Source organism: Micromonospora avicenniae, from assembly GCF_900156065.1.
In the GTDB taxonomy this organism is placed as follows: Bacteria; Actinomycetota; Actinomycetes; order Mycobacteriales; family Micromonosporaceae; genus Micromonospora; species Micromonospora avicenniae.
In genome coordinates, this window is the sequence record NZ_FTNF01000023.1 from 1 (window position 1) to 16742 (window position 16742).

The 16742-nt window shown below is 67.3% G+C and carries 6 protein-coding genes; 4 read left to right on the forward strand and 2 right to left on the reverse strand.

All coding sequences use genetic code 11. The annotated features are described in order from the left end of the window. Positions 1-654: 654 nt before the first annotated feature. The 3 genes from BXA10_RS25300 to BXA10_RS25310 all read left to right on the forward strand — a co-directional run bounded on the left by BXA10_RS25300 (position 655) and on the right by BXA10_RS25310 (position 8099). Complete coding sequence (locus tag BXA10_RS25300) at positions 655-3369, forward strand: arabinofuranosidase catalytic domain-containing protein (protein WP_084753244.1); 2715 nt, start codon at positions 655-657, stop codon at positions 3367-3369. 148 nt (positions 3370-3517) lie between these two features. Beyond that, positions 3518-6253 (forward strand): beta-L-arabinofuranosidase domain-containing protein, encoded by a 2736-nt coding sequence (locus BXA10_RS25305; protein WP_076473349.1) that lies wholly within the window; start codon positions 3518-3520, stop codon positions 6251-6253. Between the two features lie 91 nt (positions 6254-6344). Next, positions 6345-8099 (forward strand): family 43 glycosylhydrolase, encoded by a 1755-nt coding sequence (locus BXA10_RS25310; RefSeq protein ID WP_175649308.1) that lies wholly within the window; start codon positions 6345-6347, stop codon positions 8097-8099. A gap of 190 nt (positions 8100-8289) precedes the next feature. Here the strand turns inward: BXA10_RS25310 and BXA10_RS25315 are convergent, their stop codons facing one another. After that, positions 8290-9279, reverse strand: a complete 990-nt coding sequence (locus tag BXA10_RS25315; protein WP_076473351.1) for a LacI family DNA-binding transcriptional regulator — start codon at positions 9277-9279, stop codon at positions 8290-8292. 631 nt (positions 9280-9910) lie between these two features. Here BXA10_RS25315 and BXA10_RS25320 point away from each other — a divergent pair. Beyond that, positions 9911-13369, forward strand: coding sequence for an alpha-glucuronidase family glycosyl hydrolase (locus tag BXA10_RS25320; RefSeq protein ID WP_076473352.1), 3459 nt, complete (start codon positions 9911-9913; stop codon positions 13367-13369). 413 nt (positions 13370-13782) lie between these two features. Here BXA10_RS25320 and BXA10_RS25330 read toward each other — a convergent pair whose 3' ends face one another. After that, positions 13783-16737, reverse strand: a complete 2955-nt coding sequence (locus BXA10_RS25330) for an immunoglobulin-like domain-containing protein (RefSeq protein WP_084753246.1) — start codon at positions 16735-16737, stop codon at positions 13783-13785. Positions 16738-16742: the final 5 nt, after the last annotated feature.

Below are 16742 nucleotides of genomic sequence, written 5' to 3' on the forward strand. Positions count from 1 at the left end.
ATCACCGCCCACGCCTCATCAGTCAACTCACCACGACGCACCACCGGCCCATCGTCAACGACCAACCGCTACAAGATCGGCAGGACACGCCCTAGGCGGCTCGTCCACATGGACGAGGCAGCCGGCTCGGCTACCACTCGACGCCGCGGGGTGGGTTCTGCCAGCCCTCGCCGGAAGCCTGAACTGGTAGCAGCGATCCGCTCCGCACGTCGGTGACAGTCACCGGCAACGCGCACCGGACGACGACCTGAGCCGTCCCTATGGGAGCGTGACCATAGCGTCCGGCGTTAACGTCGATTGACACCAATGTACCGGCGATGTTTCAATGAATTGACCGTCGTGTGTTAACGCTAACATTCACGCCACAACCCGCTAATCATCTCGAACACCTGCCCACCGAAGGGCTGCTACGCCGTGCCCGGATAGGCGAACACCAGTACCCCAAGTGACGCTAGTTAGCGGTAACAGCATTGCCTACGGATTGCGCGGAGCAGACCGCTTCCCACCTGATGCGATTCCGTCAGCGGTAACAGAAACCCCCACCACCGCGACCGCCCACCGGACGGTCCGAGGACCACCGCCACCGGGCGTCGCCAGTGGGCACCGCAAGCGCCCGTCCCACCTTCAGGACTCGCGAAGAGGAGCTGTTGCGACATGGTCAGAGCCCCACACCGCCCCTTACGCACACGAACCCTCGCCGCGCGTACCGCCGTGGCGCTCGCCCTGGTCGGCGCGACGCTGACGATGGCGCCGGCAGCGCAGGCCACGAAGCCGGCCGCGCCGCCCAGGGCAGAGGGACCCTGTGACATCTACGCCGCGGGTGGCACCCCTTGCGTCGCCGCGCACAGCTCGACCCGCGCCCTGTACGCGTCCTACGACGGCCCGCTCTACCAGGTCCGGCGTACCTCCGACAACGCCGTCAAGGACATCGGCGTGGTCGCCCCCGTCGCGCTGCCGTTCGCCGACGCCGGCGGATACGCGGACGCGGACGCTCAGGACGGTTTCTGCGCGAACACGCTCTGCCTGATCACCGTCATCTACGACCAGTCCGGTAACGGCAACCACCTCTACCAGGCACCTCCCGGCACCTTCCGCGGCCCCGACGTGGGCGGCTACAACACCCTCTCGATCGCCGACACGGCGCCGATCACGATCGGCGGCCACAAGGCGTACGGCGTCTACATCATCCCGGGCATGGGGTACCGCAACAACGACGCCTCGCACCTCGCGAAGGAGGACGAGCCGGAGGGGATCTACACGGTCTTCGACGGCACCCACTACGACAGCGGCTGCTGCTACAACTACGGCAACACCTCCACCAACAGCCGCGCGGTGGGCACCGGCACCATGGAGACCGTCTATTTCGGCACCGCCACCGCCTGGGGGCGCGGCACCGGCCCCGGCCCGTGGATCATGTCCGACATGGAGGCCGGGCTCTTCTCCGGATACAACGCCCGACAGAACGACGCCACCCCGACCATCGACTCCTGGCGCTTCGTGACCGGCGTGGTCAACGGCGGTGGCGGCAACCAGTGGGACCTGCGCGGCGGCGATGCGCAGGAGGGCCCGCTGACCACCTACTACAGCGGGATCCGCCCCGGCTCCCTCACCAACAGCAACTACTTCCCGATGCACCGGCGGGGCGCCATCCAGCTCGGCAACGGCGGCGACAACGGCAACGGTTCGGCCGGCACCTTCTACGAGGGTGTGATGACGACCGGATACCCGACCGACGCCACCATCGACGCCGTCCAGGCCAACGTCGTGGCCGCGAAGTACGACGTGCAGCGGCTCAGCCTGTCGCGGGCCACCACGTTCACCCCGGGCTCGGCCCAGGAGGTCACCCAGACGTTCACGAACACCACGGGCTCTACCGCAGTGGGCGTCAAGTTGAGCCTGTCCGCGCCGGCCGGCTGGACCGCCGTGGTCAAGGGCACCGACGACACCTCGGTGACCTTCGAGGACCCGGTCGCGCCCGGCGCGAGCGTGAGCGCGACCTTCACCGTCACCTCGGCGACGACCAGTGCCGGCTATTTGACGGGCCGGGCCCAGTGGACGAACCCGACCCGCGGCGGCCGGCAGTCGACGGTCACCAGCCAGGCGGTGCGCAGCGCCCTCCCGGTCCGGATCAACGAGGTCCGGTTCCGCACCAGCAGCAACGCGACAGACCAGTTCGTCGAGCTCTACAACGCCTCCGCCGACGAGGTCGACCTCTCCAACTGGACCCTGACCAACACCCCGAGCGGCTCGGCCGCAGTCACGCTGGCCACGATCCCAGCCGGGACGAAGCTGGCGAGCGGCGACTACTACCTGCTCGGTCTCTCCGGCTCGGGGCTGGCGGCTCCCACCGCCGCCGGCGCGACCACCGTCAACGTCCGGAGCACCACCGGCCTCGCCGTCGGCCAGCAGATCGAGGTCGGCACCGGTTCAACCCGGGAGACCCGCACGGTCGTCGACATCGGCTCCGCGGCCACCGCCGCGACCACCCTGTTCGTGCCGGTCACCCACGGCTCGATCACGATCCCTGCCGGGTCGACGAACATCCCGGTCACCAGCGCGGCCGGCTTCACCGTCGGCCAGCAGATCGGCATCGACACGGGCGCCGGCTACGAGCAGACAACCGTCACCTCGGTCGGCAAGGCGGCCACGCAGACGACCCTGTCGGCTCCGGCGGCCGCGGGCGCGACCAACCTCAAGGTCGCGGCCAACGCCAACCTGACCGTCGGTGACACCCTCACGGTCGACGCCGGGGAATACAAGGAGACCGTCACGGTCGCGGCGATCGGCACCACCGGCGCCAACGGCACCGGCGTCGACCTGACCGCGCCGCTGCGGTTCGCCCACCGGTCAGCCGTCGACCTGGCCGGCCCCGGTACCGGTGTCAGCTTCTGGCCGCCGACCGCCCGAGCGCACCGCAGCGGTGTGTCGGTGCAGGCGCTCGGCGCCGGCGTCACCCTCGACCAGCCACTCGCCAACGACCACCCGACCGGCGCGCCCGTGGTCGGTCCGCAGATCACCACGGCGGGCTACCAAGGGTCGCCGGCGCCCGACCAGTGGTTCGGTGGCAGCCTCTCGGTCAGCGCGGGCTCGCTCGCGCTCCGGGACGCCACCGACTCGGTGGTAGTCGACGCCATCGTCTACGGCTCTCAGCAGAGCAGCTCGAGCGGCAACGGCACCATCACCAGCCCCGAACTCGCCATCCTCGAGGCCGACCAGGCCGGCGGAGGCTGTATCGCGGTGGTGGCCGGCGCGGCCGCCAACCCGGGTCGCAGCAACGCCCGCTGGCCCGACGGCAGCGACACCGACAGCCTCTGCCGTGACTTCGTCACGACCACGGTCCCCACGCCCGGCGCGGCCAACACCAGATAACTCCGCAACTCCCGGTGTCCGCCCGACAGGGCGGGCACCGGAAGTCCTGGGCGTGCGGTTCCACATCGCGTCCGCACGTCCGGCGACCGGTCCCCGCCCGGCCGTGGGCCGGTCGCCACACACCCTCTCCCAGCCCTCAGGAGGCATCGTGTCATCTGGATCGCTCAGTCGACGGCGGCTGCTGCAAGCCGCCGGTATCGCCGCCGCCTCGGCCACCGGAACCTTCGCCCTGGGCACTGCGGCGATCGCGGCCGTCCGGCCGGCCCGGCCGGACATCGGGGCCGGCGCCCTCCCGTTCGACCTCAGCCAGGTCCGCCTGACCCCGAGCCGCTGGCTGGACAACCAGACCCGCACCGTGAACTATCTGCGCTTCGTCGACGTGGACCGGCTGCTCTACAACTTCCGTGCCAATCACGGCCTGCCCACCGGCGACGCCGCGCCGAACGGTGGCTGGGACAGCCCGACGTTCCCGTTCCGCACCCACATGCAGGGGCACTTCCTGACCGCCTGGGCCCAGGCGTGGGCGGTGCTCGGCGACACCACCTGCCGCGACAAGGCCGACCGGATGATCGCCGAACTGGCGAAGTGCCAGGCCAACAACGCCGCCGTCGGGTTCAACCCGGGATACCTGTCCGGCTTCCCGGAGTCGGACTTCACCGCCCTGGAGGCACGGACGCTGCGCAACGGCAACGTGCCGTACTACTGCATCCACAAGACGCTGGTGGGTCTGCTCGACGTCTGGGTGCACATGGCCAACACCCAGGCCCGCGACGTGCTCCTGGCGCTGGCCGGCTGGGTCGACGAACGCACCAGCCGGCTCACCGCCACCCAGATGCAGGCCATGCTGGGCACCGAGTTCGGCGGCATGAGCGCCGTCCTGGCCGACCTCTACCAGCAGACCGGCGACGACCGCTGGCTCGCCGTCGCCCAGCGCTTCGACCACGCCGCCGTGTTGAACCCGCTCGCCGCCAACCAGGACCAGCTCAACGGGTTGCACGCCAACACTCAGGTGCCGAAGTGGATCGGCGCGGCCCGGGAGTTCAAGGCCACCGGCATCACCCGCTACCGCGACATCGCCAGCAACGCCTGGAACATCACGGTCGGCGCCCACACGTACGCCATCGGCGGCAACAGCCAGGCCGAGCATTTCCGCGCTCCGAACGCCATCGCCGGCTACCTGCGACAGGACACCTGTGAGGCGTGCAACACCTACAACATGCTCAAGCTGACGCGGGAGCTGTGGCTGCTGGACCCGGACCGCGTCGCCTACTTCGACTACTACGAGCGGGCCCTGCTCAACCATCTCATCGGTCAGCAGAACCCGGCCGACGAGCACGGGCACATCACGTACTTCACGCCGTTGAACCCGGGTGGCCGCCGGGGTGTGGGTCCGGCCTGGGGCGGCGGCACCTGGAGCACTGACTACGACTCCTTCTGGTGCTGCCAGGGCACCGGCATCGAGACCAACACCAAGCTGGCGGACTCCATCTACTTCCACAGCGGCAGCACGCTGACGGTGAACCTGTTCGTGCCGTCGCGGCTGGTCTGGTCGCAGCACGGCATCGTGGTGGAACAGCACACCTCCTATCCGGTAAGCGACACCACCACCCTCACCGTCCGCGGCAACGTCAGGAAGTCGTGGACGATGCGCATCCGGATCCCGTCCTGGACCAGCGGGGCCAGCATCCAGGTCAACGGCGCGGCGCAGGACATCGCCACCGCACCCGGGACGTACGCCAGCCTCACCCGGTCCTGGTCGCCGGGGGACGTCGTCACCGTCCGGCTGCCGATGCGGGTCGTGTTGGAGGCCACCAACGACAACGCCGACATCGCCGCGATCACGTACGGCCCGGTGGTCCTCTCCGGCAACTACGGTGACGCGCCCCTGAGTGGCCTGCCGTCGCTCGACCCCGCCTCGATCACCCGCGCCGGCTCCAGCGCGCTCGCCTTCACCGCCACCGCGAACGGGAACACCGTCGACCTCGGGCCGTTCTACGACGCCCACGGGCACAACTACACCGTCTACTGGGCCACCGGTCCGGGTGGCGAGAGCCCGCCGAGCTTCCGCCTCGTCAACGCCGCCACCGGCCTGGTCCTGGGCATCCGCGACATGTCACTGGCCGACGGCGGGCTGGCGCTGCAGTGGGGTGACACCGGGACCGCCGACCACGACTGGCAGCTCGTGGTCGACGGGAACGCCCTGCGGCTGCGCAACGTCAACAGCGGCAAGGTTCTCGGCGTGGAGAACATGTCCACCGCCGACAACGCGCGGGTCCTGCAGTGGAGCGACAACGGCACCGCCGACCACCTGTGGACCGTGGTCGACGTCGGCGACGGGTCCCACAAGTTGCGCAACGTGCACACCGGCAAGCTGCTCGCCATCCTCGACGGGTCGACCGCCTGGGGCGCGCAGGCGGTGCAGGACGGTGACAACGGCTCGCCGGACAACCAGTGGCGGTTCGTACCCAACGGCGCCTGCCGCATGCAGAACCAGGCCAGCGGGCTGGTGCTCGGGGTGAAGGACATGTCGACCGCCGACGGCGCGCCGGTCATCCAGCGGGGTGACACGGGCGGCGCCGACCACCGCTGGACCGCCGTCGTGGACACCGGCGGCTACCTGCGGCTGCGCAACGCGTACAGCGGGAAGGTCCTCGGCGTCGAGGGGGACGACGGCGGCGACGGGGCCCACGTCGTGCAGTGGGCCGACAACGGCGCCGGCGACCACCGGTGGCGGTTGCGCTACGGCACCGGCGGCTACTTCCGGATCCAGTGCGCCGTCAGCGGCCGGGTCCTCGGCGTCGCGGACGCCTCTACCGCATCCGGAGCGCAGGTCGTGCTCGGTGACGACAGCGGCACCGGTGATCACCTCTGGCGCTTCGTCTGATCGTGGCCGGCACAGCAGCACACCAGATGTCGGCGGCAACAGGATGTTGTCTCCGTTCGGAGTTTCGGCAACCAGAAAGGTCAGGAGCCCAATGGCTATCGAGAAAACCGCCGGAATCAGTCGACGAAGCGCGGCGGCTATCGGCCTAGCGCTCGCGGTAGGAGTAGGGATAGGCCAGCTGACACCGATCGGGCCGGCCGCGGCGGAGAAGCCCGTGCCGCCGGCCGCGCCGGGCGGCGGGCCGCAGACCCCGACCGCCAAGGTACCGCTGGCCGGTGTCGACATGACCCAGACGTACGTGAACCCGATCAATCTGCCGGGGATGGCGGTCCGCAACATCGTAGGGACGATGCCGCCGACGGACGCGAACGTCGCGAACACCTCGCAGATCCCAGCCAGCTTGAACCAGGAGACGTGGACGGCGGCGTCCGGGCGGACTCTCGCGAGCCGGTCCACCGTCGGTTTCAGCAGGATCTCGGAGAACTCGGCCCGGACCGGGGCGGACTGGTCCGCGCTGAACGTCGACGGGACCATCTACCTCTACGCATCCGGCGCCATGCAGAACGCGCCGAACAACAACCGCACCGTTTGGTCGACCACCGACTACCTCACCTGGACACCCCACCAGATGAACCTGGGCCTGGTCGCACCGACCGTGGTGCAGATCGGCGACAAGTTCTACATGGCCGGCAACAACACGCCGGTCTACCAAGCGGACTCGCCCACCGGGCCGTGGACCAGCATGGGGAACTTCCTGCGCCCCAACGGCCAGACCCTGAGCGTCGGCGACGTGCAGTTCTTCCTCGACACGGACGGCCGGCTGTACCTGACGTACAACATCGGTTCGCCGATCATGGGTGCCGAACTCGACCCGAACAATCCTCGGCAGTTCATCAGCGACTCGGTCGTGATGTGGACCTTCGACCCGCGCCAGGAGTGGCAGCACATCGGTGACAACAAGGCGACCTACACGCACGGGTACGTGGAGGGTTCGCAGCTGTTCAAGGTGGGCGACACGTACTACCTCTCGGTCGCGTCAGGTGGCACCGAGTTCACCACGTACTCGACGGGGGTCATGTCGTCGGACAAGCCGCTTTCCGGGTTCAAGGAGACGCAGCAGAACCCGATCGGCTACGGAAACAACCACCCGAGCGCCGTCTATCCGAACGCCGGACACGGCAGTTTCGTGCTCGACAAGTCCGGCAACCTGGTGTTCTTCTACACCTACGTGATCGCCTACGAGGAGTTCTTCGAGCGGCGGCTGGGAATGGATGTCTGCAACGTGATTCCCGCCGGCCCGAAGGAGGGCACGATCGATTGCGAGTTGTCCAACACGCCGCAACTGGCCCCCGGGAAGAAGATCTCGGGCAGGGACGACGTCGGGCTCTACAACGTGGCCACCAACAGCCAGGCGTACTGGGCGAGCAGTTACGCCCCCGGGCGCAATCCGTACTACGGATCGGACCGGTCCCTATCCACCTGGTGGGAGCCGGCTGACAGCGACACCGCACCCACGTACATCAGGGGCTTCGGGACGGTCTTCCACATCTCCGCCGCGCAGATCCAGTGGAAGGAACTCGGGCGCACCTTCACCAAGGACAATGCCGTGCAGTACACGCTGGAATACAAGGACATCGCCACGAACACGTGGCAGCCGCTGGTCGACAGGAGCACGAACACCACTGCGTACACGGCTGACTACGTCACCTTCGACCGGGTTCTGACGAACGCGGTCAGGCTGAAGGTCCTCGGCACGACCGAGAACGTCAAGGTCGGAGTCCACGAGCTCAACGTGTTCGGGGAGAACTACAACCTGGCCGCCTCAAAGGGCATGATCACCCCATAGTCTGAAGTCGGCGGGCCCGATGTAGCCTGGCTTGCCGGCCGGGAGCGGATTGCTGAGCTATCCAGTAAGGAGCGGGTGAGATCAACCGATCTCGCCCGCTCCTTTCTGTGGCTCATCTCAGCACGCCTCGGGGCGCTTATGGCAAACCGCGATGGGACGGTTGTGCGACCTCTCGGCGGTGTTGCGGGCTTCACGTCCGGGCTGCGGGTCCGGTCGAGCCGCGCACGATGAGCTGAGTGGGAAGCAGCCTGCGGGAGCCGGCCCGGCCTTCCCGATCGTTGAGAAGTTGGACCAGTAGCTCGACGCCCGACCTGCCACACTGCTCCTTGGGCATGTCTACGCTGGTCAGCGGCGGGTTCACCAGGCCTGCGGTGGGGATGTTGTCGAACCCGACGACGCTGATGTCGGCGGGCACGTTCACGCCGCGGGCGTTGAACCCACTGAGGAGCCCGAGGCCGATCATGTCGTTGAACGCGATCACGGCGGTGACCGAGGCGGCGAGGATCTGGTCGGCGACTGCGATGCCACCTTCGAGGGTGGGTGTCACGTTGCCGGCTTCGACGACCTCGAGGTCCATTGCCGTCGCCACACTCCTGATGCTGCGGAGACGCTCTCGGTTGACCCACGAGCTGCGGGGACCGGCGACGTACGCCACCCGCCGGTGGCCAAGCGCGGCGAGGTGGGTGATCGCCTGACGGATGCCGTCGGCGCTGTCGAAATTCACCGATGGCAGGCGGCCCACGCGGCGGTTGACGAAGACGACTGGGGTGTCGCCACTGACGGACCGCAGGTCCTCGTCGCTGGCGCGCGGGGAGCACAGCAGGAAGCCGTCCACCTGTTTTGTCATCGTGCTGATGAGCTCGAGCTCGGCGGCCGGGTCCTCGTCGGTGTCGGCGAGGAGCACCGCGAGATCGAACTCCCGCGCCCGGCGCTGGACGGCCTTGACGACCCCGGGGAAGAACGGGTTGGCAATGTCGGGCAGCACCAGTCCGATATTGCCGGTGCGGCCGGTGCTGAGGCTGCGGGCGACCCGGTTGGGCCGGTAGCCCAGCTGCGCGGCGGCTTGGTGCACGCGCTCCCGGGTGGCGGGGCGCACCTGGTCCGGCGCGGCCAGCGCGCGACACACCGACGACTGCGACACCCCGGCCAGCCGGGCGACATCCTTGATCGTCGCCGCCATGTGGCTCTCCCTCGCGCTTATCCATCCAGCATGGCACAACCAGCCAGGGACACTGCCCAGACCGCAGGTGCTGGAACCGATTCCAGTGTTTGTCAGTACCCGTTGTCAGACCGAGAACCCTACCACGATGCCTGTCGATGAATTCACCACTCTGCGCTCGGAGTATTGACAAGCTTGCCTGTCTCGGGCCACTGTTGGAATCGGTTCCAGAACTTTTCACCCACCCCACCCACTCCACCCCCACCCAACCAGTCCAGCCATGACCTGCCCGAGATCGCCACGAGTTCGATGTCCAACGTTCTGTGTCACTGCCCGTCGCGGCTCAACCATGCACGGCATCCGCGGGATGGCGCAGTCCGATCGGTCCGATCGCATCGAACCCCCAGGCGGCCGGCCATCCACTCCGTTCTCGCGGCGGGCGTACAGCGCATCCCGCCGTTCGCGCGGCACCGGGCGGCGGCATCGGGCTCCACGGCCCCGACCGATCAGTCCGGTGGGTCCGCCGTCGACAGGGCCCACGGTGCTCGACAAAGCGGGTGACCAGTGATCGAGGGGAGGCGATTGCCGATGGCGATGAAGCGTTCGCGCTAGCACCGATCGGAGTCTTCGCCACTCGAAAGAGGGAATGCAAATGAACATACTTTCGAAGTCCAAACTGAGGCGGAAGCTTCTCGCGCTGTTCATAGCGTCCACCACGGTCGCCGCCAGCCTGGTGGTCTCCTCGCCATCACCCGCCTCCGCCACGTCCTTGGACGACAACTACAGCGGTTCGCAGATGTGGCTGCACTACGTGCCTGTCAGCAACCCGGGCCTGCTGCGTCAGTACCGGCGTGTTGCCTCGACCGTCATCGTGGAGAACGTTGACGAGAACAAGGTGTACCGGCACACGGCGGATCTGAGTATGGAACCGGGCTCCACCGAGAAACTGGTGGAGAGCAGCTTGGAAGCGGCGCGGGACGAACTGGAGCGGGGTCTCGGCACGTTGCTGGACCAGCCGGTAACGATGCGGGCCACCTCGGGCGGCGACATCCCTGACGGCTCGGTCATCGTGGGAACCCCGGACAGCTCGTCGGCAGTGGCGCAGTTCGTTCCCGCCGGCGACCTTGCCTCGGTCGGCGACGAGGGATACGTCGTCCGGTCGGTGTTGAAGGGACGCAGCCACGTCACCGTCATCGCCGGCAACACCGAGCTCGGCGCCCTGTACGGAACCTTCGCCTTCCTGCGGCTCATCCAGACGCAGCGGCCCGTCCAGAACCTGAACATCTCCGAGTCCCCGAAGATCAAGCGCCGGGTCCTGAACAACTGGGACACCGAACGCCTCTACGCCGGTAACAACGCGACCGGGACCGGCGGGTTGAACGGCGAGAACGGCCAGATCTTCGACTTCGCCGCCACTGGCGCCAGCGCCGGGCGTAACCTGCCCGTCATCCTTGACCGCTACATCGTGGCGGCGCGGGCGATGGCGTCGGTCGGGGTCAACGGCATCACGATCAACAACGTCAACGCCGATAACGTGTACCTGACGACCAGGAACATTGCGCAGGAGGCGGCGCTGGCCGATGCCCTGCGCCCGTACGGCATCAAGCTGGCCGTGTCGATCAGATATACCGCGCCCACCGACAGCCGGTTCGCGCCGGACACGCTGACCAACAGCCAGTTGGATCCCTACAGCCCCGCGTTCCGGGGATGGTGGAACCGCAAGGCACAGCAGATCCAAGCGTCCATTCCGGACTTCATGGGCTTCACGGTGAAAGCCAACTCCGAGGGTCAGCCGGGGCCCCAGGACTTCGGCTATGACCACGGGGACGGCGCCAACGGCATCGCGGCGGCGGTGGCGCCGCTGGGCATGACGATCTTCTGGCGTACGTTCGTGTACAACGCCGAGGTGGACAACGACCGGTTGAAGCGGGCCTACTTGGAGTTCGGCTACATCGACGACGAGCCCCAGCCTGACGGAACGACGGGACGCATCGCGGACAACGTGTTCCTGCAGACCAAGAACGGCCCGCTGGACTTCCAGGCCCGGGAGCCGTTCCACCCGATGTTCGGCCGGATGGAAAACACCAACCAGGCCATCGAACTGCAGATCACCCAGGAGTACACCGGCCAGAACAAGATGCTCACCTACCTCGCGCCGATGTGGGAGGAGGTGCTGAAGTCCGACACCTACGCCACCGACAAGGACGGAAAACTGCTGAAGAACCGCCTGGTGGGCAACATCGTGGACGGCACGGCCCAGCACCAACCAGACACCGCGATCGTGGGGGTGGCCAACCTCGGCAACGCCGAGAACCTGACCGGTCACCACTTCTCCCAGGCCAACCTGTTCGCGTTCGGACGGCAGGCCTGGGACTGGACCCTCAAGTCTGAGGAGATCGCCAAGGACTGGACCCGGATGACCTGGAGCAACGACGGCCACGTCGTCTCCACCATCGTCAAAATGATGATGGGCTCCCGGGAAGCCCTGGTGAGCTACCAGACCCCACTGGGTATTGGACACCAGTTCACCGGCAACCACTACGGCCCCAACCCGGCGGAGTGGACCACCCGGGACGACTGGAGCCCGGTCTACTACAACAAGGCCGACAGTGCCGGCCTGGGCTTCGACCGCTCCCCCACCGGCAGCAATCTCGCTGCCCAGTACTTCCCCACGCTGGAAGAGCAGTACGGCAACATCGACACGGTCCCGGAGAACCTCATGATGTGGTTCCACCACGTGCCGTGGGACCACACGATGAAGAGCGGCCGGACCTTCTGGGACGAGCTGGTCTACCGCTACCAGATGGGCGTGCAGTACGTGACTTGGATGCGCGAGGCCTGGGACTCACTGCAGCCCTATATCGACGCTCGACGCTTCAGTGAGGTGCGGGCCAAGCTGGCAACCCACGAGGTGGACGCCGGCACGTGGCGCGACACCAGCGTCAACTACTGGAAGGAGTTCAGCGGCAGGGACATCCCCGTGGACGGTGGTCCGCTCTCGGCGAAGATCGCGGTAAACGGCAAGGAAATCGGCGGGTTCAACCTGTCCGCCGCCTCCTACACGATCCCCGTGTCCGCTGGCGCGTCGCCGACCATCACCGCCGTGAAGACGGCCGACCCCGCCGCCCGCTACGAGATCATCTCTCAGGCGGACAGCGTCCCCGGCCAGGCCATCGTCAAGGTCACGAAGGAAGACTTCTTCGGTCCCATTGTGAAGAACTACGTCTTCAACTTCGTACCCGACACGGCGCTGAAGAACCTCAAGGTCAACGGCAAGGACCTGGCTTCCTTCAGGCCGGACGTCCTCAGCTACAACGCGCTGCAGGCGGCGGGCGTGGAATCCGTCGCCAAGGTGGAGGCCGTCGCCAACGATCCCGCCGCCACCGTCACCATCGACCAAGCGACCACCCCCACCGGGCAGGCGAAGATCACCGTCACCAGCAATGGCGCGTCGTCGGCCTACACGGTCAACCTCAGAACCGCCATCACCGGTAGCGACGAATTCGAATCATCGCAACTGGGCTCCCAGTGGCACTGGGTACGGCCAGACGACACCAAGTGGCGTCTTGCCGACGAATCGCTGGCCATCACCTCCCAACAAGGCGACTTGCAGGGCAACACCAACACGGCGAAGAACATCGCGTTGCAGGACGTGAGCGGCGACTGGACCACGGACTCGAAGGTCGTCTTCTCGCGACCGCTAGCCAACAACAACGAACAGGGCGGCATCATCGCCTACGCCAACGATGACAACTACGTGAAGCTGGCCTGGGAGATGAGCAACGCGACGGCGGCCACCAACAAGCTCCGCGTCGTGCTCCTCCGCGAACAAAACGGCACGGCGGCTACGGTGCAGATCACTGGAGCCGACGCGCAGCAGATCGTCGGCGCAGACGGCGCCATTTGGTTCCGGCTCACGAAGGCGGGGAACACGTATAAGACGTACTATTCAACCAACGGGAGTGTATACAGATACATTGGATCGACGACGCTGAACGTCGAACCGACGGGGGCCGGCCTAGTGGCCTTCAACCGGGGCGGGACCTCCACCGATCTCAACGTCGCCTACGACTACTTCCGCATCGCGAGCCAGGGCGAACAGGTTCCGTAGCCCTCCGCTGGCGTCCGAGTACCCGCCGGACGAATGCGACGGCGGACTCGGTGACATCGGCCGGCCTGTGACGGCCAGGAGGTGAGCGGGTCGGCGTGTGTCAGCACGTCGACCCGCTCGCCGTCATCGAGCAATACGGCCGGGGCCCGAAAATCGCTGCGAATGACCAGCCACGTCGGGCCTGTTCGCTCGGACACCATCCGGGCACCCCGTTGGCGGGGACGACCTCCGCTGCTCACCGACTCGGAACTGGGCTGCCTGGCCGTGCCGGCTGAGCTATCCAGTAGGGAGCGGGCGAGATCAACCGATCTCGCCCGCTCCCTTTTGTGGCTCATCTCAGCACGCCTCGGGGTGCCTCCAAATCCGCGTGCAAGAGGTGGACGACCTGTGGATCAAGATCCTTTCTATGCTGGCTACCGCACTGTCAGATTCTGGTAATCGGCGGCGTGGGGCTGATAGGTCGGGTTGCCGGAGTAGGCGACGTGGACCCGGTACGTCCCGCGCTGCAGATCGGCGGTCGGCAGCGCGACGACGGCCCTGCCCTCCACCAGTGGCACGACCTGCACGGTGCCGCCGAAGGTGACGGTGACCTCGCCGGTCGGGGTCGGCGCCTGCTGCCTCTGCCCGCCCGCCGGCCGAACGGTCACGTTCAGGCTGAACGTGTCCCCGCGGACGACCGACGCCGGCGCGGCTTTCGCCTGGACCTTGACGGCGGCCGGCCCGGAAGGCACCTCGAACGACGCCGTCCCCTCCGACGCCTTCAGGTAGTCGAACCCGAGGTACTCGGCCTTGACCGTCCGGGCGCCCGCCGGCAGACCCGTCGGCAGCGTGACCGTGGCCGCGCCGTCGTTCAGGTAGGCGAGCTGCGACCACGAGCCGAGGCTGAACCGCACCTGACCGCCGGTCTCGAACCCGTCAGCCGCCTTGACCGTGGCGGTGGCCGTGGTTGTCTGCGCCCCACTCGCGTACGGCTCCACAGCAACCTCGGTGGTGGTCGAGACGTCGCTGTTCGGGATCTTGCGGATGTCGTTCCACTCGCGGAGGGTCAGCGGGATCACGGTGCCGTGACGCGGACGGACGACCCCCGCGTTGGTCATCGTGATCGCCTTGGCGTTCCAGGTGGTAGCTTCGATGTTCTCGTGGCACGCGGCCTGGTAGCCACCGCCGTTCGTGTAGCGGTCGCCCCAGAGGTAGAACTGGCCGGGGCAGGAGGTGTCACCAGGGTTGGCCTTGAAGATGACCGGCCCCTCGTACCCCTGGTTGGCGACCCAGGTCGTACGCCCCAGAGCCGGAGCCACCAGCGTCCAGTTGTCGATGTTGCTGTCCAGGAAGTCGGTGTGCTTCTCCGAGAAGATGTCCGAGCCCTGGTTGCCGGCTTCGTTCTTGGTCACGCGGTAGTAGTGGTCACCGACCCGGATCGCGGTCGTGTCGATCCGCGACTTGGGGGCCGGGTTCTGCCAGACCTTCGGATCGGAGAACGTCTGGAAGTCGCGCGTCGTGGTGTACCACATCTGCGCGTTCCCTTGACCGGTACGGTTCACGGGGTCGTTCCACAACGACTGTGCCCAGAACACCGCGTACGCGCCGATCTCATCGACCCAGAGCGACTCGGGCGCGAAGGCGTTGCCCGCGTTGTCGGGCGCGACCTTCACGTGCCGCTGAGGAGTCCAGTGCACGAGGTCGTGCGACTCGAAAACCTCGATGTACTGGGTGTCGTTGATGGCGTACCCGCCCTGGTCGTACCAGTTCAGGTCGGTGGCGATCATGTAGTACGTGTCGCCGTCGGGTGAGCGGACGATGTGCGGGTCACGGAGGCCCTGGTCGCCCAGTTGAGAGACGAGCGACGGCCAGCCTCCGGTCAGACCGGTCCAGTCCAGAGCGGTGTTTCCGTTGGACGTCGCGAACATGATCTGCTCACCGTCGGCGATTCCCTCGCCCTTGAAGTACCCCATGAAGTACCGCTCGTACTCCTCGGACCGGGGCATGGCGGTGATGGTGACCGGGAACGACTTCGTCTGCGAGGCCGAGCCCTTGGTGATGGTCGCCGTCAGGGTGGCGGCGACATCCGGACGGCCGAAGGCCGGGCGGGTCACCGCACCCGTCGGGGTGACGAGTTCGGTGGACGACTTCCAAGTGATTTTGGATCCGAACTCGCCGATGGCGGGCAGGTTGATGTTTCCGCGCAGGTCGTCGGTGTCGTACAGGGTCAGGTCGAACCTGTCGCGGTCCACCGCCTGCGCGTCGTCGAACTCGGCCTTCACCACGACGGGGATCTCCCGGGTGGTGACCTCGTCGACGCCCTTGCGGACAGTCGCCGTGAGCGTGGCGGTCGCGTCCGGCTGCCCCTGCGCGGGTCGGGTGATCCGGCCGGTCACCGCGACCTTGCGTGCGCTGGTGACGGGTGGCGGGGTCTGGACGGCGACGACCGACGGGTCCGAACTCGTCCACGTGATGGCCGAGCCCGCCACCGAGCCCACCTTCGGCAGCGTGATGTCACGTACGATCGCACTGGTCAGGCCCAGATCGATGGCGTCGGCGTCGGCGCGGACGCCGTCGGCCACGGTGCGCTGCGCCAGGGCGATCGTCTCGTCGAGGCTCACCGCCCGGTCGTAGACGCGGAAGTCCCGGAGCGTGCCGCGGAACGAGTAGTGGCCCGACGTCTGCGAGCGGGCGAGGAAGTTGCAGTTGGTCCCCGCCGCATTCACCGATGGTGGCGTGGTCAGGTTCGTCGACGTCGCGTGCAGCACGCCGTCGAGGTAGAGCCTGCCGGTCCAGCTCGTACCGTTCGCGTTCAGCGACTGGGTGTAGGTGACGTGCGTCCACGCTCCCTCGGGCATGCGGACCCGGTTCTGTTGGAGGTTCGCCGAACCCACCGCAACGCGGAACCGCTGGGTGTTCGACGCGAAGATGGAGCCTTGGGCGCCGGTGTCGACGTCGCACGAGCCGGACTTCGCGCCGAAGCCCCACATCTGGTGCTCGCCGACGTTCGCAGGGTCGATCCACACGTCGTAGTCGACGGTGAGGTTCGACATACCGGCGGTGATGTCTTGCGGCAGGGCCACGTACGCACCACTGAGGGCGCTCTCGTAGGTGTCGGGGTTGAACCTGACTCCCTCCCCGGTCAAGGTCGCCTTCTCAGGATTCACGAGCGTGGCGTTCGCCGCCGAACCCGCGCTACCCGAATTGACCAGCGTCGTCCCGCTGGTCTCGTCGAGGGCGAAGTGGTGCACCAGACCCTCGTTGAGCCCCTCCGCCGCCGCCTGCGAGGGCGTCGGTGCGAACGAGATCGAGAGAAGCGCACCCAGCGCCAGGCACGCGACACCTCGACCCTTCGATCTCAGCCCGAAGCGCGACCTTTTCTGTCGCATTTTCA

Excerpts from the sequence above, each read along its gene's own strand:
- BXA10_RS25300 (WP_084753244.1), top strand. The coding sequence starts at position 655 with ATGGTCAGAGCCCCACACCGCCCCTTACGCACACGAACCCTCGCCGCG.
- BXA10_RS25310 (WP_175649308.1), top strand. The coding sequence starts at position 6,345 with ATGGCTATCGAGAAAACCGCCGGAATCAGTCGACGAAGCGCGGCGGCT.
- BXA10_RS25315 (WP_076473351.1), bottom strand. The coding sequence starts at position 9,279 with ATGGCGGCGACGATCAAGGATGTCGCCCGGCTGGCCGGGGTGTCGCAG.
- BXA10_RS25320 (WP_076473352.1), top strand. The coding sequence starts at position 9,911 with ATGAACATACTTTCGAAGTCCAAACTGAGGCGGAAGCTTCTCGCGCTG.
- BXA10_RS25330 (WP_084753246.1), bottom strand. The coding sequence starts at position 16,737 with ATGCGACAGAAAAGGTCGCGCTTCGGGCTGAGATCGAAGGGTCGAGGT.